The organism is Cytophagaceae bacterium, from assembly GCA_016722655.1.
Lineage (GTDB): Bacteria > Bacteroidota > Bacteroidia > Cytophagales > Spirosomataceae > Leadbetterella.
On the sequence record JADKIR010000004.1, the window covers coordinates 1321467 to 1347078 of the forward strand.

General features: G+C 38.7%; 21 protein-coding genes and 1 tRNA gene. 12 read left to right on the forward strand and 10 right to left on the reverse strand.

The genetic code is table 11. The annotated features are described in order from the left end of the window. Positions 1-150 precede the first annotated feature (150 nt). The 3 genes from IPP61_06280 to IPP61_06290 form a co-directional block, all read right to left on the reverse strand. Positions 151-774 (reverse strand): ATP-dependent Clp protease proteolytic subunit, encoded by a 624-nt coding sequence (locus tag IPP61_06280; GenBank protein ID MBL0324774.1) that lies wholly within the window; start codon positions 772-774, stop codon positions 151-153. 176 nt (positions 775-950) lie between these two features. Then, entirely contained in the window at positions 951-2294 is a 1344-nt protein-coding gene (locus IPP61_06285) for a trigger factor (protein MBL0324775.1), read from the reverse strand. An 81-nt stretch (positions 2295-2375) separates the two neighbouring features. Then, positions 2376-2457 (reverse strand) — tRNA-Leu (locus tag IPP61_06290). Between the two features lie 317 nt (positions 2458-2774). Here IPP61_06290 and IPP61_06295 point away from each other — a divergent pair. From IPP61_06295 to IPP61_06320, 6 genes are all read left to right on the forward strand, one after another. Beyond that, positions 2775-5042, forward strand: a complete 2268-nt coding sequence (locus IPP61_06295; GenBank protein MBL0324776.1) for a bifunctional (p)ppGpp synthetase/guanosine-3',5'-bis(diphosphate) 3'-pyrophosphohydrolase — start codon at positions 2775-2777, stop codon at positions 5040-5042. 10 nt (positions 5043-5052) lie between these two features. Beyond that, entirely contained in the window at positions 5053-5604 is a 552-nt protein-coding gene (locus IPP61_06300; GenBank protein ID MBL0324777.1) for a hypothetical protein, read from the forward strand. Positions 5605-5686: 82 nt separating this feature from the next. After that, positions 5687-6151 carry a transcriptional repressor gene (locus IPP61_06305; protein MBL0324778.1) on the forward strand — a complete coding sequence of 155 codons (465 nt, stop codon included), beginning with the start codon at positions 5687-5689 and terminating at the stop codon, positions 6149-6151. A gap of 30 nt (positions 6152-6181) precedes the next feature. Next, positions 6182-7459, forward strand: coding sequence for an adenylosuccinate synthase (locus IPP61_06310; GenBank protein ID MBL0324779.1), 1278 nt, complete (start codon positions 6182-6184; stop codon positions 7457-7459). Further along, positions 7456-7935 (forward strand): hypothetical protein, encoded by a 480-nt coding sequence (locus tag IPP61_06315; protein MBL0324780.1) that lies wholly within the window; start codon positions 7456-7458, stop codon positions 7933-7935. Before IPP61_06310 ends, IPP61_06315 begins: the two co-directional genes overlap by 4 nt. A 206-nt stretch (positions 7936-8141) precedes the next feature. Further along, complete coding sequence (locus IPP61_06320; GenBank protein ID MBL0324781.1) at positions 8142-8609, forward strand: LytTR family transcriptional regulator; 468 nt, start codon at positions 8142-8144, stop codon at positions 8607-8609. 92 nt (positions 8610-8701) lie between these two features. On the opposite strand, the gene IPP61_06325 is transcribed toward IPP61_06320, so the two are convergent. The 6 genes from IPP61_06325 to IPP61_06350 all read right to left on the reverse strand — a co-directional run bounded on the left by IPP61_06325 (position 8702) and on the right by IPP61_06350 (position 18247). Further along, positions 8702-10045 (reverse strand): hypothetical protein, encoded by a 1344-nt coding sequence (locus IPP61_06325; protein MBL0324782.1) that lies wholly within the window; start codon positions 10043-10045, stop codon positions 8702-8704. A gap of 6 nt (positions 10046-10051) precedes the next feature. After that, positions 10052-10960: a sugar phosphate isomerase/epimerase gene (locus IPP61_06330; protein MBL0324783.1), complete on the reverse strand. Its 909-nt coding sequence runs from the start codon at positions 10958-10960 to the stop codon at positions 10052-10054. 52 nt (positions 10961-11012) lie between these two features. Next, positions 11013-12488, reverse strand: a complete 1476-nt coding sequence (locus IPP61_06335) for a DUF1501 domain-containing protein (protein MBL0324784.1) — start codon at positions 12486-12488, stop codon at positions 11013-11015. Then, complete coding sequence (locus IPP61_06340; protein MBL0324785.1) at positions 12488-15187, reverse strand: DUF1553 domain-containing protein; 2700 nt, start codon at positions 15185-15187, stop codon at positions 12488-12490. Before IPP61_06340 ends, IPP61_06335 begins: the two co-directional genes overlap by 1 nt. A 97-nt stretch (positions 15188-15284) precedes the next feature. Beyond that, entirely contained in the window at positions 15285-17741 is a 2457-nt protein-coding gene (locus IPP61_06345) for a serine hydrolase (GenBank protein ID MBL0324786.1), read from the reverse strand. A gap of 29 nt (positions 17742-17770) precedes the next feature. Continuing rightward, the gene (locus tag IPP61_06350; GenBank protein ID MBL0324787.1) at positions 17771-18247 is read right to left on the reverse strand and encodes a hypothetical protein; all 477 of its coding nucleotides are present in this window, start codon (positions 18245-18247) and stop codon (positions 17771-17773) included. Positions 18248-18440: 193 nt separating this feature from the next. Between IPP61_06350 and IPP61_06355 the strand changes: the two genes are divergently transcribed. The 6 genes from IPP61_06355 (at position 18441) to IPP61_06380 (ending at position 24328) form a co-directional block, all read left to right on the forward strand. Continuing rightward, a complete protein-coding gene (locus IPP61_06355) occupies positions 18441-20057 on the forward strand; it encodes an ATP-binding cassette domain-containing protein (GenBank protein ID MBL0324788.1) in 1617 nt (538 codons plus the stop codon). Between the two features lie 231 nt (positions 20058-20288). Next, positions 20289-21539, forward strand: a complete 1251-nt coding sequence (locus tag IPP61_06360; GenBank protein ID MBL0324789.1) for a toll/interleukin-1 receptor domain-containing protein — start codon at positions 20289-20291, stop codon at positions 21537-21539. A 196-nt stretch (positions 21540-21735) separates the two neighbouring features. Next, positions 21736-22308, forward strand: a complete 573-nt coding sequence (locus tag IPP61_06365) for a dihydrofolate reductase (GenBank protein ID MBL0324790.1) — start codon at positions 21736-21738, stop codon at positions 22306-22308. A gap of 160 nt (positions 22309-22468) precedes the next feature. Beyond that, positions 22469-22834 (forward strand): DUF2200 domain-containing protein, encoded by a 366-nt coding sequence (locus IPP61_06370; GenBank protein ID MBL0324791.1) that lies wholly within the window; start codon positions 22469-22471, stop codon positions 22832-22834. 11 nt (positions 22835-22845) lie between these two features. Further along, positions 22846-23127 carry a hypothetical protein gene (locus IPP61_06375; protein ID MBL0324792.1) on the forward strand — a complete coding sequence of 94 codons (282 nt, stop codon included), beginning with the start codon at positions 22846-22848 and terminating at the stop codon, positions 23125-23127. Positions 23128-23470: 343 nt separating this feature from the next. Continuing rightward, the gene (locus IPP61_06380; GenBank protein MBL0324793.1) at positions 23471-24328 is read left to right on the forward strand and encodes a hypothetical protein; all 858 of its coding nucleotides are present in this window, start codon (positions 23471-23473) and stop codon (positions 24326-24328) included. Between the two features lie 175 nt (positions 24329-24503). Here the strand turns inward: IPP61_06380 and gcvT are convergent, their stop codons facing one another. Next, on the reverse strand, positions 24504-25598 hold the full coding sequence (gene gcvT / locus IPP61_06385; GenBank protein MBL0324794.1) for a glycine cleavage system aminomethyltransferase GcvT: 1095 nt from the start codon (positions 25596-25598) through the stop codon (positions 24504-24506). Positions 25599-25612 lie beyond the last annotated feature (14 nt).

Here is a 25612-nt window from a genome sequence, read left to right on the forward strand (position 1 = left end):
GTCTGATCTGTGGTACTGACCTACATTTTCAAATATAACCGGTCTAACCTACGGAAATGACCCTCCTTAGAAATTTTTCGGGAGCTAATATTCAAAAAAAGCTCTCCCAAATGGAAGAGCTTTCTTTCTTATAACAACTAATTTAACTTATCAATTGCGATATAATACTTCGTCAATGAGACCGTAAGTTTTGGCCTCCTCGGCTTTCATCCAGTAGTCACGGTCTGAGTCGGCTTCAATTTGCTCAAATGGCTTTCCGGTATGGATGGCCAATATTTCATAAAGTTCTTTTCTAAGCTCAATGATTTGTTTAACAGTGATTTCCATGTCTCTTGACTGACCCTGTGCTCCGCCACTTGGTTGATGGATCATCACACGGGCGTGAGGAAGAGCGGTACGCTTTCCCGCAGCACCACCTGCTAATAATACAGCACCCATCGAAGCAGCCAAAGAAGTACAGATTGTAGCTACTTCGGGTCTTACATATTGCATGGTATCATACATTCCCAAACCGGCATAAACCGATCCACCCGGGCTATTGATGTACATCAAAATATCTTTTTTGGCATCAACAGATTCGAGAAACAAGAGTTGAGCTACTACTATATTGGCTATCTGGTCGTCGACCCCAGTACCTAAGAAAATGATCCTGTCCATGATTAATCTCGAGAAAACATCAATGGCAGCGAAACGCATCGGACGCTCTTCGATGATATTGGGAGTCATGTTGGTCACATTGTGTTTCATGTAGTCGTCGATGGTGAGACCGCTCATTCCTACATGGTGTACGGCATATTTTCTAAATTCTTCTCCTAAATGCATGATTATTCGGTTTTTTAAATATCTAGAATCAAAACTATGTAAAGTTTTTAAAAGTTCAATATTATAAACCAAAAATCGGGTATCTGAACTAGTCAAATACCCGATTTTTAATATTATTTATACTGAAATTATGCTTTGAACCTTTCGTTGGCAATTTCAGTAAATTCTTCAACCATTACAGTTTTCTGATCTTTTTTGACCTTCTCTTTCAGGAAATTCACCACTTTACGACCAAACGCTTTGTCGGTGTATTTTCTTACATCTTCCTGTTTTTTCTCGGCGAGTTGTTTTTTGGCCATTTGGTCAATGAAGTCTTCCATACCTTCAAAACCCTGACCACCGAAATATCCTCTGATTTCTTCTTTCACCTCTTCCAACACATCGTTGTATTCCAGTTTTAAATCGTGTTGTTTGGCAATTTCGGTTTTAATCAAATCTAATTTCAAACCTTTCGCAATGGCATCAAACTCACGGTCAATGTCTTCCTGGGTAGCTTTTCCTTCGTTAAGATCCAATAACCATCTTTTCAAAAACTCTGTCGGAAGCTCAATGGCCGTATTGCTCACCAAAAGATTGTCTATGTCAAAATCTAAAAGGAAATCTGCCTCTCTGCTGTAGTTTCCTTTTATTATTTGCTTCACTTGTTTTTTAAAATCCGCTTCATCAGTTGCTTTTCCGGCTCCACCCAAAACTTTATCAAAAAACTCCTGATCCAATTCTGAAGGTTGAATTCTTGTAATCTTTTCAACTTCAAACACAAACTCACCACTCAAAGCAGCTGCTTCTTCGTCTGATTTTCCGGTAGCAAAACCTAATTCTTTTACAGTCTCAAAAATTGACTGAATATCAAAAGTTACTTTGCTTCCCTTTTCCAGCCCTTTGAATATAAATTGCGACGCTTCTTTCACTTTATCAGTAGGAATTCCCGATTGGAAAAAGAATTCGGTTGATTCCTGACTCAATTTTCCAAAAACCAAATCTCCCAATTCTACCTCCTCCGGCTCGGTTTCTTTTCCAAAGCGGGTTTTCAAATCTTCTATAGACTTCTCGGTTTGCTCATCTGAAGGTTCTATTTCATAATGAGTTATTGCAGGAAGCGTATCAACATCTACGGTAAAATCTGAAGCAAAACCTACTTCATATTCGAATGTGAAGTCTTTTTGGGCTGCCCAGTCAACTTTGTAAGCATCTTCTTTCGGAAGAGGTTCTCCAACAACTTTCAGACTATTGTCAGCAATGGCTTTGTTAACTTGTTCTGATGCAATTTTTATCACCTCATCAATCAACACGCTTTTTCCATAGATGTTTTTTATGTATTGCAAAGGCACATGTCCAGGTCTGAACCCTTTCACTTGTGCGGTTTTGGCATATTCTTTTAATTTTTTATCTACAGCGGGTGCATAGTCGGCCTCCGAAACTTCCACCGTGAGATTAGCGAAAGTTGAAGATATTTTGTCAAATTTTGTTTGCATCAATTAATCGATTTTTTTTACAGAAGTTCATAAAAATTCAAAAACCCTTCAAACTGGGTATCCGGTTTGAAGGGTTAGAAGTACGGGCGGAGGGAATCGAACCCCCACGCCTTGCGGCACTAGATCCTAAGTCTAGCACGTCTACCAGTTCCGCCACGCCCGCATAGAATAAGACCGTTTCTTATTCGGGCTGCAAAGTTATTTTTATTTTTTTATAATTCAAAAAATCTTTCTCTTTTTTTGAAGAAATACATGTTTTTGATAAAACTATCATACCTGAAACAATACAATTATTCTAATCCGATAAAAATTTATACAAAAATGAATACCCTGGCGAAACCCTAAATCTTTGTTAGGATTTCTTCTGATTAATAATATTAAGGATAATCGGATTCTTATAAAAGTGTTCAATTCTTTTGCACTCTTTATTTTTTGTTTACTTTAGCATATTAACTATGTTTTCCGTTTTCAGCAGTTTTTATGAGTGTAGGGATAAATCAAAATATTGTACCAGAAAAAGAATATTATTCTGAATCTGAAAAGAAAGAGATATCTAAAAGGTATCGTAAAATTCTTATTGGAGCCAAAGAGTATATAAAAGAAGGTGATACCAAATTGATAAGAAAAGCTCTGAATATTTCGATGGATGCTCATAAAGAAATGCGTCGAAAATCAGGGGAGCCTTATATTTATCACCCATTAGAGGTTGCATTGATTTGTGTTGAAGAAATTGGTCTCGGGCCCACGTCGATTATTTGTGCTTTATTGCATGATGTAGTTGAAGACACACATATTACACTCAAAGAAATCGAAAAAGACTTTGGGCCTAAGGTAGCCCAGATTATTGATGGACTCACCAAAATCGCTGAGAATTTTGAGCAAACTCAAAGTGCACAAGCCGAAAACTTTCGAAAAATGCTACTTACACTATCTCAAGATGTAAGGGTGATTTTGATAAAATTAGCTGACAGGCTGCACAACATGCGTACACTTGGTAGCATGGCCAGAAACTCCCAACTGAAGATTGCACACGAAACAATTTATATATATGCACCACTTGCACACAGGCTTGGACTTTATCAGATCAAATCAGAACTGGAAGACCTTTATTTAAAATATACTGAACCGGAAAAGTATAAGGAGATATCGTCAAAATTAAGTTCATCAAAAATCGCAAGAAAGAGATTGATTGATGGATTTATGAAACCACTTAATAAGCGACTTACAGAAGCAGGTTTAAATTTCTATATCAAAGGCAGGCCAAAACATATTTATTCAATCTGGAAAAAGCTCACAACGCAAAACGTTTCATTTGAGAATATTTATGATCTTTTTGCCATTCGTATTATAATCAAAGGTATCCCTCCATCTGAGCACGATAAAGAAAAAGCAGCTTGCTGGCAGGCATATTCTATTGTAACTGATGAATACCGCCCCAATCCTGACCGACTAAAAGACTGGATATCAACACCCAGAGCAAATGGTTATGAATCTCTTCATACAACCGTAATGAGCAATCAAGGGGTGTGGGTTGAAGTTCAGATTCGGACGGAACGTATGGACGAAATTGCAGAAAAAGGCTATGCGGCACACTGGAAATATAAAGGAGCAGACACTTCACTCGATAAGCCTTTAGATCAATGGCTCAATCAGGTTAGGGATACCCTGGCTGACAAAGACAATTCGGCTATTGAATTTCTAGAAGACTTCAGAGGTAATCTTTTTAGTGAAGAAGTTTTTGTATTTACACCAAAAGGAGACCTTAAAGTACTTAGAAAAGGGGCAACCGTGCTCGATTTTGCATTTGACATACATACTGAAATCGGTAAAAAATGTACCGCAGGGAAAGTTAACAGCCATCTGGTACCTATCAGCTATGTTTTACAAAACGGCGATCAGGTTGAGATTTTGACTACAAAAAATCAAAAACCTTCTGAAGACTGGCTAAGGTTTGTTGTTACCTCAAAAGCCAAAGCCAGAATAAAAGACATATTAAAAGAATCAAATAAAACCCATGTTACCGAAGGTAAAGAGATAATATACAAAAAACTCAAAAATCTGGGTATAGAACCTACCCTGGAAGTTCTCAATCAGTTAAGGGCTTTTTTCAATAAAAAAGACTATAATGAACTGTTTTATTTCTTTGGAAAAACTTATATACAACCCGATGAAATAAAGAAATTTAAGCAGGAAAGAGAGGCAATGGCCAATCGTCAGAAAAAAATTGTGATTGACGAAAAGGCTTTTAAAGACGCCAAAAGTTTTGAAAAAGAAATTCAGAAAGTAAAAGGAAATGATACTTTGCTCATTGGTGACGATATGCAGCAAATTGATTTTACTCTGTCTCGTTGTTGTAATCCCATCCCTGGAGACGACGTTTTTGGATTCTTAACCATCAACGAAGGAATAAAAATCCATCGTAATCTATGCCCAAATGCCCAACAATTGTTGTCAAACTATGGAAATAGGGTAATTAAAGCAAGATGGGCAAGCCAATTGGAGAAATCCTACCTCGTGACAATAGAACTAAGTGGCATTGACAGGGTTGGTATGATTCAGGATATATCAAAAGTAATTTCGGGTGAACTCCATATTAACATGCGGGGTTTGTCAGTTGAGACTTTTGATGGTATTTTTGAGGGAAAAATAAAAGTTTACGTATTTGACACAAAACATCTTGATATTCTGATAGGTAAACTGGAAGAGATTGAAGGTGTAAACTCTGTAATAAGAGCGGCCACGGAATAACATTCACCAAATGAAAAAATTCGACAAGATAATTTTTGTTTTCTATCTTTCGGTTGGGATTTCCATTGGAGTTCCCCGGGTATCGTTTTCTCAAAATAGCGACAGCACTAATATTTTAATTGCAAAAAGGGTATTTGTTAACACCAAAATTTATCGGAACGGCATAAAGATTTCAGACAAAAAAGTCACCGAAATGTACCTAGAAAAAGGTATGAAAAAACCCATATCTCTGATTAATCGTTCAAAATATTTTATTCCTTCTGGCTGCGGATTGATGGCTGGAGGTGTTTATATGGCTTATGATGCTATTAAAGGTACCCGAATGGAAGTGGAGATTGATGGAAAAACATATGTGTATTATAAACGACCCATTTTTCAGGTATTGGGAGGAATAGCCGTATTTTCTTTGGGGGTAAGCCTGCTGGAATACGGTAATGAATTCAGGGAAAAATCCGTTAACATCTACAACAATAGTAACAAGAAAAAAACCTCCAAAAACGAATTTGATTTAAACTTGGGATTTACTTCAAATGATAGATTTGGTTTAAAATTGGAGTTTTGATTAAATATTCATACAATTCCTTTTAAAATCTCTTAATTTTGCTTTTTAAAAATACTGAATTGTATTTCTTTGAACTTATCTGATGGAAAACAATAAAAATTTCCTTTCGGCAAAACAAATTTTCACTGCGTATCTCGAAAACAAACAATTGAGAAAAACGCCTGAAAGATATGCTATTCTGGAAGAAATCTACAACCGGACAGACCATTTTGATGTAGAGGACCTTTACATCTCTATGAAAAATAAAAAATATCAGGTAAGTAGGGCTACTGTTTACAATACTCTTGACCTCTTGGTGGAGTGTGACCTCGTTACAAAGCATCAGTTTGGCCGTAATCTTGCTCAGTACGAAAAATCTTTCGGTTTTAAACAGCACGATCACCTGATCTGTATGGACTGCAACAAAGTACTGGAATTTTGTGATCCCAGGGTTCAAAACATTCAGAACATGGTGGGAGATTTTCTGGAATTTGAGGTAATGCACCATTCTTTAATCTTCTATGGCAATTGCAAAAAAGAACATTGCGAAAACAGGGCAGAAAAATAAAATATAACATAAAAAAATAATTTTAAATTAATGATTGATATTCTATTAGGACTTCAATGGGGCGACGAAGGAAAGGGGAAAATTGTGGATGTACTTGCTCCCGATTATAAAGTTGTAGCTAGATTTCAGGGCGGCCCTAATGCCGGTCATACGCTGGAATTTGATGGAAAAAAACATGTACTTCATCAGATTCCATCCGGGATTTTCAGAGAAGATTGCATAAATATTATCGGAAATGGCGTTGTACTCGACCCTATAATTTTCAAGAAAGAAATTTTAGGATTAAAAGATTATAATATTGATTTTTCTAAAAACCTTTTTATTTCGAAAAAAACGGCGGTGATTATCCCAACACACAGGATTCTTGATGCTGCGTACGAAAATTCGAAAGGAAAATCAAAAATTGGTTCTACACTTAAAGGTATCGGACCGGCATATTCTGACAAAATTTCTCGTCAAGGTCTAAGACTTGGAGATATTCTTTCTGATACTTTCAAAGAAAAATATGAAAAACTTGTAAGCAGTCATAAACAGATACTGGCCTTCTATAAGCATGAATATGAACTGGAAGAAGCTGAAAAAGAGTTTTTTGAAGCGGTAGAATTTATCAAAGGGTTTAACCTGGTCGATGGCGAATACCTGCTTAATGAACAACTCAAAGCCGGTACAAAAGTGTTGGCTGAGGGTGCACAAGGCTCATTACTCGATGTTGATTTTGGCTCATATCCTTTTGTAACCTCCTCAAATACCACTGCGGCGGGCGTTTGTTCGGGTCTAGGAGTGTCCCCTTCCAAAATCAGCGAAGTTTATGGCATTTTCAAAGCTTACTGTACCCGCGTTGGATCAGGACCTTTTCCTACCGAACTTTTAGACGATGAAGGTGAAAGAATGAGACAGGAAGGGCGTGAATTTGGAAGTACCACAGGAAGGCCTCGTCGTACCGGATGGCTTGATTTACCTGCATTGAAGTATTCAATTATGCTCAATGGAGTTACACAGCTTATCATGATGAAGGCTGATGTCCTGAATATTTTTGATGAAATTAAGATTTGTACTCACTATAAACTACCCGACGGAACTATCACAGAAGAACTACCTTATGATATTTGTGATATAGAGATTACTCCAGTTTATAAAACTATGAAAGGCTGGGCAAAAAGCCTTGTGGGAATAACTGATTTTGAAAAAATGCCTGTTGAACTACAGGAATATACCTCATATATAGAAAAAGAAGTGGGTGTGCCGGTTACGTATGTTTCGACCAGCCCTGACAGAACAGCCACATTGCAGCGTAAATCAGGTTTATGACAAAGCAGCTTGCAGGATATGTTTTTGCTAACGAAGCGGTTTTTTTGTTAGAATCTGACAAAAACAATCGCTTCGAAGACAATTCTGTTAATTCGGCTGAAAAAACCTATCCTGACAAGTCTGAAATAAGCAATGTTCCTCTAAAACCAATTTCAATATTTGTAAATGATATTTCTGTTGAAGAAACTTCATTTTTGGAAAAAATACTATCTGCTGTAAATCAACCTATTACGAATGTTAGTGTTCATAAAGTACAAGATGTAAGCCACAGTCTCCCGCAACTGGGAAAAGATGTGTTTTTATTTGGAGTAAATCCCAATCAAATACAAATAGTTGTGTCTTCTCAACCCTATACAATCATTCCCTATCTTACACATAGATTAGTGGTAATTGATTCTTTATCTGACATACAAAAAAACCTCCACGACGAAAAACGTAGATTGTGGGGAATATTGAAAAACATGTTTAGTGCCTAACTGAAAGGGTTTTGGGCGGATTTTCTGACAAAAAACACCTGATTTTTCATATAACTTTAAGCTACATTGTTGCATTTGAAAATAATGCCGTCACTTATCTTCGATTACTTACCATTTATCGAATCATACTATGAATAAATATTTTACGGTAGCATTATTGCATCAAAATAATTGATCGCTTTTCTGGAAATACTTAATTAATTATCATGAAACTACTTTATACAAAACCAATGGCAATTAGTACCTCGATGAGGCTTCCTTCGGTGGGTGTGTTATCAACCGAAACCGAAATGCAGATGAGGGTAGCTAGTAAAAGGAACTTAATCGACCTGAATGATATCGTATATCTGAAGAGTTCGAAGAATTACACCATTTTTAAATTAAGAAATGGTAAAGAATTGATTAGCTCTAAAACTCTCGGAATCTTCGAAGATGAGTTAAAAGGAGTATCAAATTTTGTTCGCCCGCATAGATCATATATCGTGAATTTCAATTTTGTAAAAGATTTGAGATTTAATTGCAGAGGTGGAGAATTGTTTATGGAGTCCGAAATTATTAATATTTCACGTAGAAAAGCCGCAGATTTCAGGAGAAAATTCAGAAGATTTTTGACTGCATCAGGTGAAAATGTGAGCTCTACGATAAGGATGAAGACTAAACTGAGAGTGTCTTAATAAGACACTTAGACGTTAATTTTTACTTTTTGGGTTACTAGCAATGAAGTGCTGTTTTGCGGCACTTCATTTTTTTTTATTAATATTAAATTTTAAAGCCCAAATTTTAAAGAATCTGAATCTGAAATGTTGTATCCTCCGGTATCCAAAACGGTTTGGGGAAATTGCGATTTAAGGGTTTTAAATTGCTTTTTGTCAAATTTGGAATCAAACAGGTAGATATTTTTGAGTTTAGGATTTGCTTTCAAATAAGCTACTCCTTTCTCTGTCACACCCGTTTTGCTGAGATTTAAGGATTGCAATTCTTTCAAAGCAGAAAGTTTCTGAACATCGGAATCTCCCAGATCTGCACCAGATAAATTCAGCTTCCTAATGTTATTGAAAAGAGGTAAAATCTGAAAAAAAGCCTTATTTTTCAATCCGCGGGCATCTAAAATCAGAATATTGTTTTTGATTTCTTTAAAAGCAGCTATCTCTTTTTCACTAAAATTATTTTCAAAAATAGTTATCGACAAATAGTTGGTTTCTCCGGAGACTGGTAGAGCTATTACTCCCGATTTTTTCAATATTTCAATTGCATTTTTTGATGGCTCAGAGACTTCCGCTTCGGGAATTATTGATGCCGACTGGCCCCGCTCATGCCCCGACTGAAAAGTCAGTAGCGTTTTTTTGTCTGATTCGGTCTGTTTCAGTTCTTTCGCTTTTTTTTCGAAATCTGACCCGCTTTTGATCCACCAATCAATGATTCTCTTTTCGTCTCCTGTTAATTGTGGTTTGCCCTTGGGTGGCATATGTTCTTCTTCGCCATCAGGCAAATTAAGCCTTTCAAGCAACAAACTTTCTCCTGGGTTTTTAAGATTTAAACATTCCCCATTTTTTCCACCTTTCAACAAAAAATCTTTTTCATCGAGCCTCAATTTGCCTTTTTGTTTTTTAGCCGAATGACACGAGACACATTTTTCTTCAAAAATAGGCTTAATGATATCCTCATAAACCAAGGCCTCCTGCACGTTGACAATTGGTTTTTTTTCTGTTTTATGTGTTTCAAATGATAAGTATTCCTCTCCATGAGTAAGATTTCCCCCTAAATGGCCTGTAAGCACCAATAGTATCAAACCCAAAATCCAAAGATAAAGTGACCATTTTTTATCATTGAAAAAATAAAGCAGTATTGAAAAAACCGTAAATGCTATTCCGGCATTTCGGTGGAATGCGACAGTATCTTTTTCATAATCTCCTCCAGAAAAAAGAATCAAACCTGTAATTACACTCAAAACTGATGAAAAAGTGCTTACCAACAAAACCAGCTTGAAAATTCCGGAATCAATTTCTGACTTTTTATACCATCCGTAAGCCTTCAGGAACAAACCAAACAAATAAATCCCTATGGGAAGGTGGACAAACAATGGGTGAAATTTACCAAAAAACTGTATCATCAAACCTTATTTTTTTCCGTATCGCTCCTGTAAAAGATTCTTCATAAAAACATTGATTTCCCATTGGTCGGCCAGAGGCTGACGGGTATAAGGCAATGCGGGAAGATAGGTTGGCGGGCCAAATTCAGTAAGAAATGTAATTTTCTTTGCACCGGCTTCCAGCCTGTTTTTTACGACCTTATCCCACCAGTCAAGGTGTTTTTCAAGATGGGTTTTCCACTCAGGAGCCCGGGGGTCATTTACTTGCGGGCCTTCTTCGTGCCCAATGCGGGCATGTATATGGGCCGTATGACTCAAGGCCAGACTTACTGTTTCTTTTTGGTCATCAAGCAAAGATTCATGCACATTGCACCAATGCGAAATGTCAAGTGTGAGTTTCATTTCTGGGAATTTTTCTAAAAGATTCCTGGTTGCAACGGTAGAAAAACACATTCTGCTGCGGTGGGTTTCCTGAAGTATTTTTACCCCGGTTTCTTTCATTTTTTTTATACAAAATTCTACGATCTGGCTGTTTTCTTCAAACGAAAAATAGTCTTTCCCGGCATGGCAGTTGACATAAAGTGGCTGAAAATCAGAGGAAAGTAAGGTGTTCAGGCTTTTTGAGAAATCGGAGAAATGGGTTTTAAAATCTGTAGTCCAGGCACCGCATAAAAAGCCCAGTTTCATATCATATTTGGTAATCAGGCTTTTCAACGCTTCCTGATCCTTCTTATCAGCCGGCCACCACAGCTCTACCCCATTATAGCCATCTTTTTGGGCTTTTTTTATAAAATCCTCCAATGAACCTCCAAAGCCCCAGTTGGTGGCAAGGATTATCAGTTCGTAATCCTGAGTAAATTTTTTAATAAATTCCGGTTTAAAGGTCAAAGCCGAGGCTCCTGAAATTGAGTTTTTTATAAAATTTCTACGGTTCATGTTTTTTATATATGCAAAAAATATCTTTAAAAGATCTCGATTTTCAGAGATTTTAACCTAAAATCTCATTGATAACTTTTCCTTCGGTATCGGTCAAACGAAACTGCCTGCCCTGAAAATCATAAGTGAGTTTTTCGTGATTCGTACCCAATTGATTCAAAATTGTGGCCTGAATATCATGAGCATTCACTTTTCCGCTGATGGCACTGTAACCTATCGGATCTGTTTCTCCATGCGTTACTCCTTTGGCTATGCCTCCACCCGCCATAAACATGGTAAAAGCCTCCCCATGATGATCGCGGCCCTTGAAAGCGTTGGGCTTTCCTTCCCGATTTTCGGCCATAGGAGTTCGACCAAATTCTCCTCCCCAAACCACCAGTACATCATCGAGCATGCCACGCTGTTTTAAGTCCATAATTAGTGCTGTGACAGGCCTGTCCATGCTTTTGCATTTGGCTTTCAGTCCAATATCAATGGCCAGGTCGGCATCTGTACCGTGGCTGTCCCAACCCCAATCGTAAATCTGAACAAATCGTACTCCGTTTTCAACAAGTTTGCGAGCCAGTAAAATGTTATTGGCCAGTGAGGTTTTCCCCGGCTCAGTGCCATACATTTTATGAATATATTCGGGCTCATTGTTAATATCCATTACTTCGGGTACAGCAATCTGCATTCTGTAGGCCAGTTCATATTGGCTTATTCTGCTTAAAATCTCAGGGTCCTGATAAGTGCCATATTCTTCCAGATTAATTTTGTTGATTGCATCAATCGAAGCTTTCCTCAAATCACGCGAAATGCCCTTAGGATCTTCAATAAACAATACAGGATCACCTTCAGACCTACATTGAACACCCTGATAAACCGATGGGAGAAAACCACTCCCCCAGATACTTTTACCTGCATCGGGATTGTTTCCGCCCGAAGTAAGCACCACAAATGCGGGAAGATTACTGTTTTCTGTGCCCAGACCATAGGTCACCCATGAGCCCATAGATGGCCTACCAAGCCTTGCACTGCCTGTTTGCATGAGCAATTGTGCCGGTGCGTGGTTAAACTGGTCAGTGGTAACACCTTTCAGAAAACTCAGCTCATCCACTACGTTGGTCAAATGGGGCAGGTAATTACTTAGCCAGGCACCTGATTGACCAAACTGCCCGAATTTTGCCTGCGAGGCCAGCATTTTAGGCACACCGCGAATAAATGCAAATTTTTTTCCCTCTAAAAAGGATTGAGGACAATCCTGCCCGTCAAGTTTATCGAGATCGGGTTTATATTCAAATAATTCCAGCTGCGATGGTGCCCCTGCCATGTGTAAGTATATGACCGCTTTGGCTTTCGGGGCAAAAAGTGGTGATTTCGCCCCTAAGGGATTTATCAAATCGGCGGCCTGATCTTGGTGTCTGTTCTCACATGCCAAAAGACTTCCCAGAGCCAAACCACCCAGTGACAGAAAACTCTGTTTCAGGAAATTCCGTCGGGTGTCGGCTTCCAGTTTTTTAATAAGAGCTTCATTAAATATCTTTTCCATCAGCTTTTGGTGATTACTTCATCAAGATTGAGAATTACATTATTTACCAATACCAAAGCCGCAATTTCCGGTGTTTGGGTACCTTTAGGATAATCTCCGGGGTTTTTCTTTCTAAAATCATTCAACGCTTTCAGATAAAAATCATTGAGTACGGCAAGACTTTTTGCACTGGCTACCTTTCCTGTAGCCAATTTATATGAAAACGGAATACTTTCTTTAAATCTCCCGTTTGCTAACTTAAGGGCTCTTTGGGATAATTTTTCAGCCAAATCGACATACACTGAGTCATTAAGTGTGACTAATGCCTGAAGTGGGGTATTGGTTTTGATACGTCGGGAGGTACAAACTTCTCTGCCCATGGCGTCAAAAGTAATCATGCTGGGATAGGGGCTGGTACGTTTCCAGAAAGTATAAATGGCCCTCCGGTATTGTTGGCCACCTTCTGAACGCTTCCAATAATCCCCACTCCAGGGCGAATTCCAAATTCCTTCGGGCTGATATGGCATCACTGGGGGGCCGTACATTTCAGAATTGATTACCCCACTCACTGCCAAAGCCTGGTCCCGAATTTGTTCAGCGGAAAGCCTTACTCTGGCTCCTCGTGCGAGAAATTTGTTTTGTTGGTCCTTTTCCAATTGTTCCTGAGAAGCCCTTGAGTCCTGTCGGTAGGTAGCTGAAAGAACAATTTCTTTAATAAGTCTCTTAACAGACCAACCATAATCATTCATAAATTTATAAGCCAAATGATCAAGTAAGGGTTGGTTTACAGGTGTGGCACCCTGTGAGCCCATGTCTTCGAGAGTTTCGACCAGGCCGGTCCCAAAAAGCTGTTCCCACACGCGATTAACCATCGTTCTGGCTAATAAAGGGTTGTCGTTCGAGGTCATCCACATTGCCATGCCCAATCGGTTTTGAGGTGCATTTTGAGGCCATTTGCCAATGTATTTGGGTACTCCGGTAGTGACTTCTTTTCCGGGAGACAGCCAGTTTCCTTTAATGAAAATATTAGTTTTGCGGTGAAAATCATCGGGATTTTCTACCATTATAGGGGTGGTTTCGAGTTTGGCAGCTATTAAACTTTTAAATTTATTTCTAAATTTTTCTGACTCATTTCCGGCAGGAAAACCTTCATAAAAATAAAACCAGTCGAAAGAAATCCCTGTTTGATTAGGATCTTTAAGCCCTGGGTTTTGGTAAAGAAAATACAAATCATGGGCTCCCTGAGTAGACTCAACCGGAATTTCAATCTGTGTCCAGCTTTGGGTTGTTTTTAACTGTTTCGACGATAATTGTGCAATGCTCTTACCCGTTGGCTTATCAATTTTAATGGTCCAGGTTCCGCCCGGAATGTAAATGGCAAACTGCATTAATATGCTTTTCTTACCTGAAAGGTTCACATTTTTTAGTCTGGCTATGCCATTATTTCTCATTGCCAGCCATTTTGTGTCATTGAGCTCGGCATTGGCAAATTGATCACATTTAAGCGAATTGTGTGAGGGTTGGAGTGTACGGATAAAACCAACCAATTCCTTCTTTTGTTTTGCAGAAACTTTTTGGGTAAGCCAATGATCCAAAGTACCCAATTCTGCATTTTGCTTTTCATTCAGGTGCCTGAAGACCGGATAATCGTCATAAGTATCTTCGTCACGGGTATTGTTGAAAAATGCAAAAAACTTGTAGTATTCATCCTGTGAAATAGGGTCATAAGGATGACCATGACATTGTACACAAGCAAAAGTAGTACTCATGAGTGTTTCCCAGGTGGTATTTACCCTGTCAATTACTGCAGCCACCCTAAACTCTTCATTATCGGTTCCTCCTTCATCGTTGGTCATGGTGTTACGATGAAAAGCCGTCGCTATAAATAGGTCTTCAGAAGGGTTGGGGAGTAAATCTCCGGCCAATTGTTCTGTTACAAAACGGTCATAGGGTTTGTCTTCATTGAAGGATTTTATAAGCCAGTCGCGGTATCTCCAAATATTCCGGCCTCCATCCCGTTCATAACCTTTGGTGTCGGCGTAACGGGCAAGATCCAGCCACATTCCGGCCCATTTTTCTCCATAAGACTGAGATTGCAGGAGTTCCTCAACCCAATTTTCATAATTTTTGTCTGAAGAGTTTTTCAGAAATTCGCCTTTCAGTTTTGAATCCCGGGGATAGCCCACTATATCAAGTGCAGAACGCCTGAGCAAATCTTCAGAAATGGCTTGTTTTGAAACTTTCAGGCCTTTTTCCTTTGCATTTTTCAGAATAAATCTGTCAATATCATTTTTAATCCAATCGTCTTCTTCATCAGGAATTTCAACTTCTTTCACCGGTTTATAAGCCCAATGTAAATCCCATTTGGCCCCCTGATCAATCCATGATTTAATGGTATTTATTTCTTCTTTAGAAAGAGCGGCTTTTTCATGTGGCATCCGCTCTTCAGTGTCGTCGGTGATTAATCTTTGGTACAACTCACTAGCATCGGCATCACCCGGCACTATTCCAATTTTACCGGATTTCCCTTTTCCAAAAGCTTCTTCCTGAAAAAGCAAACTATAACCACCCTGTTTTTTAACTCCTCCGTGGCAACTGATGCAGTTTTTGTTCAGAATCGGTTTGATCTGTGTATTGTAATCAATTTTCTTTTGGTTATAGGACCAAAGAAAGGGATATAGCGAAACCAAGAAGAAAACATGGAGGTAATTTTTCTTCATTTTTATTTGTTAAGGTTGATATTTAGGTTTAATACCCTTCGAAATATAGAATTATTTTTTGTGGAATAAAAATTGAAATGTTTTTTAATGGCAAAAACTATTTCACTATTGCCTTGTAAATCACGTCATGAACCTTCTTTCGGGTTCTAAATTTGATGAGTTTATTGTTGTCTGCCGAAGGATACACCCTGTTTGAAAGAAAAATATAGATGAGGTTTTTTTGTGGATCGACCCATGCAGCGGTGCCCGTAAACCCTGTATGACCATAAGTATCTTCTGAAGCATTTTCAGAAAGACTGGCTTCTTCGGGTGGTTTATTCCAACCCAATCCACGGTGACTCACGTCTGATTGGTTTTTTGTGAAATAATCGATAGTAGCAGGTAAAAAATACTGTTTTCCATCGTATTTGCCTTTGTTGAGATTCATTTGAAAGAGTTTAGCCAAATCCCAGGCATTACTAAATAGCCCCGCATGGCCTGCCACTCCGCCCAGTAATGCAGCGTTTTGATCATGAACCGTTCCTCTGATCAGACCTTTACGGTAATGATTGTCAATTTCGGTAGGAGCAATTTCTGTAACTTGCAGTTTCTTTAGGATATTGAAACCCGTCCTTTCCATGCCCAGTGGCTGATAAAGTGAGAAATACAAATAATCGTCAAGGTTTCTTTTTGTGATTTTTTCGACCACCCGTTGAAGTAATATCAGCCCCAGGTCGGAATATGCGTATCTTTTGGTAGTTCCTGAACTAATAAGGGTACTATTTTTGATCCAGTTAAGTACCGAATCTTTTATGGCAGGTTTGATAAAAAGACCATTGTAAACCGTCAGAAGCTTGTTTTCGGGGTTGGTTTCAGCGTAAAATTCCGGTGAATATTGCCCTCCGGAAATGGTTTTGGTATAAAAGGGAATAAAAGGCCTTAAACCGGCCTGATGCATAAGCAAATCTTTTATCGGAATATTGCCCTTGTCAGTAGAATCCATTTCGGGCAAATAATATTTTAGTGGTTTCTCAATATCCAGTTTCTTCTGGTTATAAAGCATCATAACAGCCTGGAGTGTCGCCATGACTTTGGTAAGAGATGCCAGGTCGAAATCGGTTTTGAGCGTCACCGGCTCATCAAAACCGTACCGCATGTTTCCGAATGCTTCAAAATAAACTACTTTTCCATTTCTTGCTACCAAAACCTGTGCCCCCGGAAATTCTTCATTCCGGATGGCGTTTAGCATGATTGGGGCTATGGTGGCCAACTGATCGCCATCCATTCCTTCTGACAATGCCGCCCCAAAGCCTATGCGATTTTTGGTAAGTGTTTTCAAACCATCCCCAATTTTTCCGTCAAAAGATAGTGTATTTACAGGAATCTTTCCTTTTGCCGGTTTTACTCCAAAAATCATATTAGCCACGGCTATCGCCGATTGCTTTTCATCTTCAAAACCGCAGATTATAGTATCAAAATCACTGAAGTTTTTCAAAACATAAGGATTCCCAAAAACACAAACTATCACTTTGGTTTGAGATTGTAATTCTCCAATCAAATCGAGGGTTTCGTTGGTTAATCCAAAATTTCTCGATTCCAGATTATGCAGACCATGCACAGTCACAATCACCAGATCATTTTGAGCAGCTTGCTCCACCACGGCCTCCCAATCGTCGGGTTTGGCGGGTTTAAACGGGATGTTGAATGATTTTTTTACCCCATACAAATCAAATATCTGATGGATTGGATGGTTGGCCGGTGCTCCTACCGTGAGCAAAGCATAATTGAGATTGTTAAGATTTTGTATTGGAACCAGACTTTCATTGTCTCTGACCAGCGTGGTGGCCTCGTCAAAAACCTGCTGAATAAGATCTGAAACATGTGGTTTATTCAAGTCTTGCAGGAGATTTGAATAATCGATGGGTTTGTATTGATTCAATCCGGCCTGATATTTTGCCTTTAATATTTTCAAAACTCTTTGGTCGAGATCTGTAACCGAAAGAGTGCTGTCCTGAAAATTTTTCAGGAGCTCATTGTAAGCGGTTTCGATGTTGGCCGTTTGCAGCAAGATATCATTGCCAGCCTTAAAAGCCTCCACTTCGGCTTTGCCGGTAGGAAAATACCTCAACAAACCCCGCATGTTCATGGCGTCGGTGATCACCAATCCTTTGTACCCCAATTGTTTTTTCAGATACTGATTGATTACTTTTTCTGATACGCTTGCAGGCATGTTAGGCGTAGGATCAAGTGCGGGCACCTCCAGGTGACCAACCATCACCGAGGCGATGCTGTCCTGAATCAGTCTGCGAAACGGTACCGATTCTATGTCATCAATGTGTTGTTTGGTGTGTTTTAGCAAAGGCAGAGCATGGTGCGAGTCGGTCTCGGTATCGCCATGACCCGGAAAGTGCTTGGCACTAGCCATTATGCCCGCTTTTTTGAGTCCACGGGCATAGGCCGATGCCAGATTACTCACATTTTGAGGAGCCTCCCCAAACGACCGATAGTTAATTACAGGATTTTTAGGGTTGGAATTGATATCGGCATCAGGGCCAAAATTGATATGAATTCCCATTCTGCGGCATTGCTGGCCTATTTCAAATCCTACTTTTCAACAATCTCCGGATTATAGGTGGCTCCCAAAGTAATAGCTTTCGGGAAGGAAACCGCCTGATCGAGTCTCATTCCAAGGCCCCATTCGCCATCGATACCAATTAACAACGGAATATCGGCCGCAGTCTGATAGCGATTTGTGAGCACGGCCTGTTGCATGGGGTTTCCCTGGAAAAATATGAGACCGCCAATATGATATTTTTTAATCTGGTTTTCGAGGTAATTGTAGTCGGTTTCGTTGCGGTTTGAAAAAGCCGAAATCATAAAAAGTTGCCCGACTTTTTGTTCCAGTGTCATGGTGGCTAAAATGCTGTCAGCCCAGATATTTAGCCTGATTTTTTTTGAATCAACTTTATCAAAGCTAAGCTGTCTGTCAATATTTTGATTTTCGGTAAACCAAAAAGATTGGAACAATGCAACCAAAAGTATTAAAGGTAGAAACAGTATTTTCTGAAAATGATTTGCCAAGTTAATTTGGGTAGTTTTTTTACAAAAAAAGACAATAATAATTGAATTATTAAGATTTATGCATTCAAAATGGCATTGTATCAAGAAATATATTGATTTAAAAATTAGGAGTTTAGATTCTGGGTTTATAATCGTAAATTTGCATTTTGTTTCTATAAAAATTAAGAAAACACTAATAATCAAGTAATTATAAATGTTAACAGTTTCTAATCTTTCGCTGCAGTTTGGAAAGCGAATTTTGTTTGAAGAAGTAAACCTGAAGTTTGTTCCGGGCAACGTATATGGCCTGATTGGTGCCAACGGAGCCGGAAAAACCACTTTTGTGAAAATATTGTCGGGTGAAATTGATGCCACCACCGGAAATATGTCAATGGATCCGGGTGAAAGAATGTCTGTTTTGAAGCAAAATCAAAACGCATTCGATGAGTTTACTGTGCTTGACACCGTAATGCGTGGCAACGAAAAACTGTATCAAATCATGCAGGAAAAAGACGCCATCTATCTGAAACCCGACTTTTCGGAAGAAGATGGTCACCGTGCTGCAGAATTGGAGCATGATTTTGCAGAAATGAACGGCTGGGAAGCCGAGTCTGACGCCGCCTCCCTCCTATCGGGACTGGGCATCACAGAAGATATTCATTACTCTCTGATGGCCGACATCAACCCTTCGGAAAAAGTAAAGGTTCTACTGGCTCAAGCTTTATTTGGTGATCCTGACGTATTGCTCCTCGATGAGCCTACCAATAACCTCGACATCGAGTCGATTTTGTGGCTGGAAAACTTCCTGATGAACTTCAAAAATACCGTGATAGTGGTTTCTCACGACCGTCACTTCCTCGACAACGTGTGTACCTATGTGGCCGATCTTGACTTTAAGAAAATCACACTGTATGGGGGTAACTACTCGTTCTGGTACGAATCAAGCCAGCTAGCAGCCCGCCAAAAGGCTGATCAAAACAAGAAAGCCGAAGAGAAAAAGAAAGAACTGGAGGATTTTATTCGTCGTTTCTCGGCCAACGTGGCCAAATCGAAACAGGCTACTGCCCGCCAGAAAATGATTGAAAAGCTCGATATTGCGGCTATTCAGCCTTCTTCGAGACGATATCCGTTTATCGGGTTTAAACCTGAAAGAGAAGTGGGCGACCAGATATTGATGGTGGAGCACCTGAGCTATAAAAACGAAGAGGGCGAATATGTGTTTAAAGACCTGAGCTTTCAGATTGCTAAAAACGACAAGATTGGCTTCCTGAGTAAAGATGGTCTGGCTGTGACGGCCCTTTTTGATGTTTTGATGGGCCTGAAACAAGCCTCCGCCGGTAGTTTTAAATGGGGCGTAACCATCACGAAGGATTATCTTCCCAATGACAACAGCAATTATTTCGAGGATGCCAGCCTCAACCTGGTGGACTGGCTGAGACAATACAGTACCGACAAAGACGAGACCTTTGTGCGTGGATTCCTGGGACGGATGCTGTTTTCAGGCGAAGAGGCCCTGAAAAAGTGTACGGTGCTATCGGGAGGAGAAAAACAACGTTGTATGTTTTCGAAAATGATGCTCTCCAACTCTAATGTGTTGCTGTTTGACGAGCCTACCAACCACCTTGACCTGGAGTCGATTCAGGCTCTCAACAAAGGCATGGAAGACTACGAAAGTACAATACTCTTTACCTCGCATGACCACCAGCTGACCAACACAGTGGCCAACCGAATCATAGAATTGGGACCAAAAGGCTGCCTCGACAAGCTGATGAGTTTTGATGATTATCTGACCGACGAAAAGATCAAAGAACAACGTAAAGCGATCTATTGATCGTAAGCATATATTTTCAAAAGCCCCTGATCCTCATGGATTTGGGGCTTTTTAGTGGGTTATTTTTTAGAAAAAGTAAATAATTTTTGTAGATTTGATTTTTAGAAATAAAGCTATAATAAGTTTTCAAATCAAAATGCAACGGTCTTCAGAAAAGACGAAAAGAATCTAAGGACTAAAACGAATTTTATGGGTGTTTATGTCTTAATTGCAATTTCCAAAAAATAAATCATGTTAGACCAAGAAGAATTATATCAAAATTTATTGGAGGAAAATTGGGAAACCATTTTGAAAATAATTTATGAAAACAAAAACTTAATAAAAAGCGACACCTTGCTTAAACAAGCATGCAAAGTTTTTGAAACACAATTTGTAGGTAAAATAGACACATTATCAATAGAAAAGGTGAAATTAGTTGAAATTTTAGAAAACCTTTATTTATTACATTGTGGAAATTTTTATTCTCTTGAACAAGAAAATTATAAAGCCATAGTTTTAAGTATTGTGAAAAGAATTGAATTAAAAAATGCATATAATTACGCACTAGAATTCCCCACAGAAATGATTTGTAGGCAGATTATTTCTAATTTCAATATTGAAAAAATCAAGAAAGAGGGTTATAAACTAGAATCTAAAAAAGACTTAACAAAAAATTGGATAGAAATATTCAACCGACTTTTTGAATTAATTAATTTACAAAGTAATTCTGCAACTTATTATTCTGGTCAAAGATTCATTAGTGTTGTTCGTGAATTTGAACCTTATTTCCCAGATTACGCTCAATTTATTGAATTAAGAAATAATGAAGGGAAAAGCACAAGTAGAAAGGTTTTTTACTACGATATTTTATCAGGTGTAAATTTAAATTTGAGAAACAATATTTTAAATAGAATCCTCACTACTATTGAACCCTTCAACAAAGAAAAAGTAGATGAAATAAAACAGCTTATGAATGGTAAAAGTATCAAGACAAATACTGAAGATATTTTATTAAGTAATAAACAACCTAACGTTTTCATTTCATATTCTTGGGATTCTGAAGAACATAAAAATTGGGTATTAGATTTGGCAGATTCACTTTGTGAAGAAGGTATTAACGTAATTTTAGATAGATACTATTTAAAGGCGGGCAAAAGTTTAACTAAGTTTCTAGAAACCAATATTGGTGCTGTTGATAAGGTGCTTATAATTTTTACTGAAAACTACAAGAAAAAAGCAGAAAAAAGGCAAGGTGGGGTTGGTTTTGAATATTCTATTTTGAATCAAGAACTTTATGAAAACCAATCCGAAAGTGAACGTATTATTCCAATTTTAAGAAATGGAAAACCTGTTGATAGTATTCCAACTTATATGAGACAATTAATTCATTTAGACATAACAAAAGATGAAAATTATTCAGTTTGGTTTTCAGAATTGCTTAAAGAAATATATGATGAACCAACAATAAGAAAACCTAAAATAGGGATTAGAAAAACTTACTGAAAGTGAATTACTATTTTTCATGAGTTTAAATTCTTCAATGGAACTTTGAACATTATGCATTTCAAATCCAGAATGAAATTTGTCAGAAATTATGTTAACTAAAAGCTACTTACAGATTCTTAGTATTAACAATCCTGATATTTCCCTATTTTTGCCTGATTGGTAAAACAGTTTTCAACCCTTTAACATAATTAAAATGAGGAATTTGGTCTATTTTATGCATACTTCGCTCGACGGCTTTGTGGGCGGGCCCAATGGCGAAATGAACTGGATAAGTGTGGATGAGGAGATTTTTGACTTTGTGGCTACCCTCACTGCCAATGCCGACACTGCACTCTATGGCCGCACCACTTATGAAATGATGCAGGGCTACTGGCCTACTGCAGGCGACCAACCCAATTCCTCCAAGCATGACAAAGAGCATTCGGTTTGGTACAAAAACATCCCAAAAGTGGTTTTATCCACCTCCCTTAGTCAGAAAGGCCTTGAAAACACGACTGTCATCAACAGCAATCTCGAGGAAAATATCAATCACATAAAAAACAAACCTGGTAAAAACATCCTGATTTTTGGAAGCCCGAGGGCATCGCATTCTCTGCTGGAGGCGGGTTTGGTAGATGAGTTCTGGCTGTTTGTCAATCCTGTTTTGCTCGGGCAAGGGATTCCTCTTTTTAAGGGAGTCAATGAATTGGTAAAACTCAGGCTGATCGCCTCCAAAACGTTTTCGTGTGGTGTAATTGCTCTCCATTATGGGAGAAAAGAAGAGTGAAATCTTTTCCAATAATCCGATGGTAATCAATTTAAAAACTCCATTCTGAACAAACCTCAAATACTTTTTTTACATCAAAATTAAGATTTGAGAAAACTGATTTTATTTTTGTAAAAGGATTGGAATTCCTATTATTCAAACGTTTTTAGCAAAAAACTCAATGACAAATAACGACAAACAAAATGAGCGGGTGGCAAAGATGTCATTTGCATCGGTGTATCCTCATTATGTGGCCAAAGTGGAGAAAAAAGGCCGGACCGTCGCCGAGCTACACGAAGTTATCCAGTGGCTGACAAGATATGATGATGCCCAGCTGATGAAATTGATAGCCGATAAAATGAGTTTTCAGGATTTTTTTGACGGTGCCACCTTGCATCCCAACGCCCGGCTGATTACCGGTCTGATTTGTGGCTACCGTGTGGAAGACATCGAAAACCCATTTATGCAGAAAGTCAGATATCTTGACAAACTGGTCGATGAGTTGGCTAAAGGCAAAAAGATGGAGAAGATTCTGAGAAGTGAGTAATAATAACCGTTATGGAAACAAGTCTGAGAATATGTGAAAAGGGGCATCGGTACTTTAAAAGCAGCGATTGTCCGGTTTGTCCTCAATGCGATTCCGAAAAAAAGCCTGATTCGGGTTTCTTGTCAAAACTTGTGGCTCCGGCCAGAAGGGCCCTTGAAAATGCCGGCCTTAACACTCTGGAAAAACTCTCCGGATATTCTGAAAAAGAAATTTTAAATCTACACGGCATAGGAAAGTCAAGTATTCCGGTGTTAAAACTTGAACTCGAAAAAGCAGGTCTCGGTTTTAAATGAACTCATGATCAATTCGTTAATATTGCTTTTTTCAAAGGCCCATCAGGATACCCAGGTCTGGATTCACTAAATCATCTGACATTTATTTTATTTTTTCATAGATGAGGTGGTTTTTGTATATTCTCTAAAAACATTCGCCATTTCATCCTGTTTCTATAGCTTCAATACTATTTAAACATTTCTTTTTTTCTGTTTCAATTTTTATTATATTTGAATCCCTTAATTTTCAGTCGATTAGGTATTTGAAATTTTTGGCATAGTTTTTTCAAATAAATTATTAGTGTATATAAGTTTTCCTAATAATTTCGTTAATACTATGCTTTTTAAAAATCTTAGGATTTCTGTGAAAAAAAATTATTGGTTAATTGGTTTTATTTTGGTTGGTCTGGAAGTATCCGGCCAGCAAACTGTGCTTAGGTCGCAGTCAATAAGCCATAAAACCACCAGCAGAGTAGCAACTGCTAAAAGTATTCAGAAAAACTACACAGAAAGCCCCAACCTTAGCCCTCAACTCAACTCTGCAGAAGAAGAAGCCAAAGCCGAAAAAGTAATAATTGTTAATAAAAATGCACCTGTAGGTGTTGATGTCAACTTTTTGCCGCTTTTTGGTGGTTTTGAAAAAACTGAAAGTCAGCAAGTTGACGACCAGCTTTTCCTTTCTGACTGTGACAAGAATTTTGCTACCCGTAAAGATGCTGGTGAGTTTTTTGCCAAAATGGGCTGGGATTACCTCTCTGAAGGCGATAAAAATACTGCTATCAATCGCTTTAATTTGGCGTATTTACTTGATAATGAAATCATTGATTCTTATTGGGGGTTGGGAGTGATAGAGTATCAGCAAGAAAATTACTCTTCAGCCATAAAGTTGATGTCAAAAGGCATTGAACTTTCTGATGGTCAGAATTATGTGTTGATGGTGGATCTCGCCACCGTATATATTAAAACTGCTCTGGCCAATACCAATTCGGTGATTGAGATTAATCAGGCCAAAAAGTTACTCGAAAATGCGGTAAAAATACAACCCAACTATTCGCTGGCATATTTGCAACTGGCGGTAGTTTATCTTTTTGAAAATCAACCCGATGAAGCCTGGACTCAATTTCATAAGGGCTATGAACTCAACCCCACAGAACTTAACCGCGAAGTACTTGCCGAGCTACTTACCAGAAAAGATGATCCTAAAGGTTTTTTTAAGAAGTGAGTTATTTACTGATTTCTGCTTTCGGTATAAATAATTTTCTTATTTCACGATATCAAACCAAAATTTTTGGCATTATGATAACCTTTCCAAATCAAAAGATTGCACTAGTGTAATTTCTTTTCAACTTACAAACTTTCCAACTGGTGCCTAACTTCTGTTGCCTGTTCTCTCAAAGCTACACCCCCGGCTTCACAAATGGCATTTTTACTACATGAGCTTTAAGGAGCTTTTCTCTGATTTTTACGAAGATTTCAGTGCCGGTTTTTGAGAATTCGGTTTTTACAAATCCCATCGCGATGCCCTTTCCGAGTGTGGGCGACTGCGTGCCTGAGCTGATTTCGCCAATGGTGTTCCCTTCTGCATCACATATTTCGTAATGGCTGCGAGGAATACCGCGGTCAATCATTTCCAATCCTACCAGTTTGCGTTTGAGCCCGGCAGTTTTTTCAGCCAAAAGACTATCGCTGTTGATAAATTTCTTAGTGAATTTGGTCACCCAACCTAGTCCGGCCTCCAATGGCGAAGTGGTATCGGTGATGTCGTTGCCATATAAACAATAGCCCATTTCTAGTCTTAGCGTATCTCTTGCTCCCAGACCTATCGGTTTGATGTCAAATTCGGCTCCGGCTTCAAATATTTTCTTCCAAACCTCCTCAGCGATTGCATTGGGCAAGTAGATTTCAAATCCGCCTGCTCCGGTGTATCCGGTGGCAGAAATGGTAACGTTTTGATGGCCCGCAAAATCGCCTGTAACAAAGGTATAATAGTCCATTGAGGCTAAGTCTATGCTGGTGAGTTTTTGCAGTGTAGCGGTCGCTTTTGGGCCTTGTATGGCAAACAAACTGGTGTCGTCAGAAAGGTTGGTCATTTCCACCCCAAAGCTATTGTGGCTGCTGATCCAATTCCAGTCTTTTTCAATATTTCCGGCATTTACTACCAACATGTATTCATTATCCTGGATTTTATACACCAGAAGGTCATCTACTACCCCACCCTCAGTATTTGGCAGATATGCATACTGGATTTTTCCATCAAAAAGTACCGAGGCGTCATTGGAGATTACATGTTGAATCAAATCGAGGGCTTTTTCGCCTTTGAGATGAAACTCGCCCATGTGTGACACGTCAAAAACCCCTACGCCTTCACGCACGCAGCGGTGTTCTTCGTTGTCAGATGAATATCTGACCGGCATATAGAAGCCCGCAAATGGCACCATTTTGCCGCCGATGGATTCGTGAAAGTCTGATAGGGTAATTTTTTTAGCGTCCATTTGTTGATAATGTT

What these genes read in the sequence shown, in the direction of transcription:
- IPP61_06285 (MBL0324775.1), bottom strand. Translation starts at nt 2,294, where the DNA reads ATGCAAACAAAATTTGACAAAATATCTTCAACTTTCGCTAATCTCACG.
- IPP61_06355 (MBL0324788.1), top strand. Translation starts at nt 18,441, where the DNA reads ATGTTAACAGTTTCTAATCTTTCGCTGCAGTTTGGAAAGCGAATTTTG.
- IPP61_06360 (MBL0324789.1), top strand. Translation starts at nt 20,289, where the DNA reads ATGTTAGACCAAGAAGAATTATATCAAAATTTATTGGAGGAAAATTGG.
- IPP61_06295 (MBL0324776.1), top strand. Translation starts at nt 2,775, where the DNA reads ATGAGTGTAGGGATAAATCAAAATATTGTACCAGAAAAAGAATATTAT.
- IPP61_06345 (MBL0324786.1), bottom strand. Translation starts at nt 17,741, where the DNA reads ATGGGAATTCATATCAATTTTGGCCCTGATGCCGATATCAATTCCAAC.
- IPP61_06330 (MBL0324783.1), bottom strand. Translation starts at nt 10,960, where the DNA reads ATGAACCGTAGAAATTTTATAAAAAACTCAATTTCAGGAGCCTCGGCT.
- IPP61_06280 (MBL0324774.1), bottom strand. Translation starts at nt 774, where the DNA reads ATGAGCGGTCTCACCATCGACGACTACATGAAACACAATGTGACCAAC.
- IPP61_06325 (MBL0324782.1), bottom strand. Translation starts at nt 10,045, where the DNA reads ATGATACAGTTTTTTGGTAAATTTCACCCATTGTTTGTCCACCTTCCC.
- IPP61_06340 (MBL0324785.1), bottom strand. Translation starts at nt 15,187, where the DNA reads ATGAAGAAAAATTACCTCCATGTTTTCTTCTTGGTTTCGCTATATCCC.
- IPP61_06375 (MBL0324792.1), top strand. Translation starts at nt 22,846, where the DNA reads ATGGAAACAAGTCTGAGAATATGTGAAAAGGGGCATCGGTACTTTAAA.
- IPP61_06315 (MBL0324780.1), top strand. Translation starts at nt 7,456, where the DNA reads ATGACAAAGCAGCTTGCAGGATATGTTTTTGCTAACGAAGCGGTTTTT.
- IPP61_06305 (MBL0324778.1), top strand. Translation starts at nt 5,687, where the DNA reads ATGGAAAACAATAAAAATTTCCTTTCGGCAAAACAAATTTTCACTGCG.
- IPP61_06365 (MBL0324790.1), top strand. Translation starts at nt 21,736, where the DNA reads ATGAGGAATTTGGTCTATTTTATGCATACTTCGCTCGACGGCTTTGTG.
- IPP61_06370 (MBL0324791.1), top strand. Translation starts at nt 22,469, where the DNA reads ATGACAAATAACGACAAACAAAATGAGCGGGTGGCAAAGATGTCATTT.
- IPP61_06300 (MBL0324777.1), top strand. Translation starts at nt 5,053, where the DNA reads ATGAAAAAATTCGACAAGATAATTTTTGTTTTCTATCTTTCGGTTGGG.
- IPP61_06320 (MBL0324781.1), top strand. Translation starts at nt 8,142, where the DNA reads ATGAAACTACTTTATACAAAACCAATGGCAATTAGTACCTCGATGAGG.
- IPP61_06310 (MBL0324779.1), top strand. Translation starts at nt 6,182, where the DNA reads ATGATTGATATTCTATTAGGACTTCAATGGGGCGACGAAGGAAAGGGG.
- IPP61_06335 (MBL0324784.1), bottom strand. Translation starts at nt 12,488, where the DNA reads ATGGAAAAGATATTTAATGAAGCTCTTATTAAAAAACTGGAAGCCGAC.
- gcvT (MBL0324794.1), bottom strand. Translation starts at nt 25,598, where the DNA reads ATGGACGCTAAAAAAATTACCCTATCAGACTTTCACGAATCCATCGGC.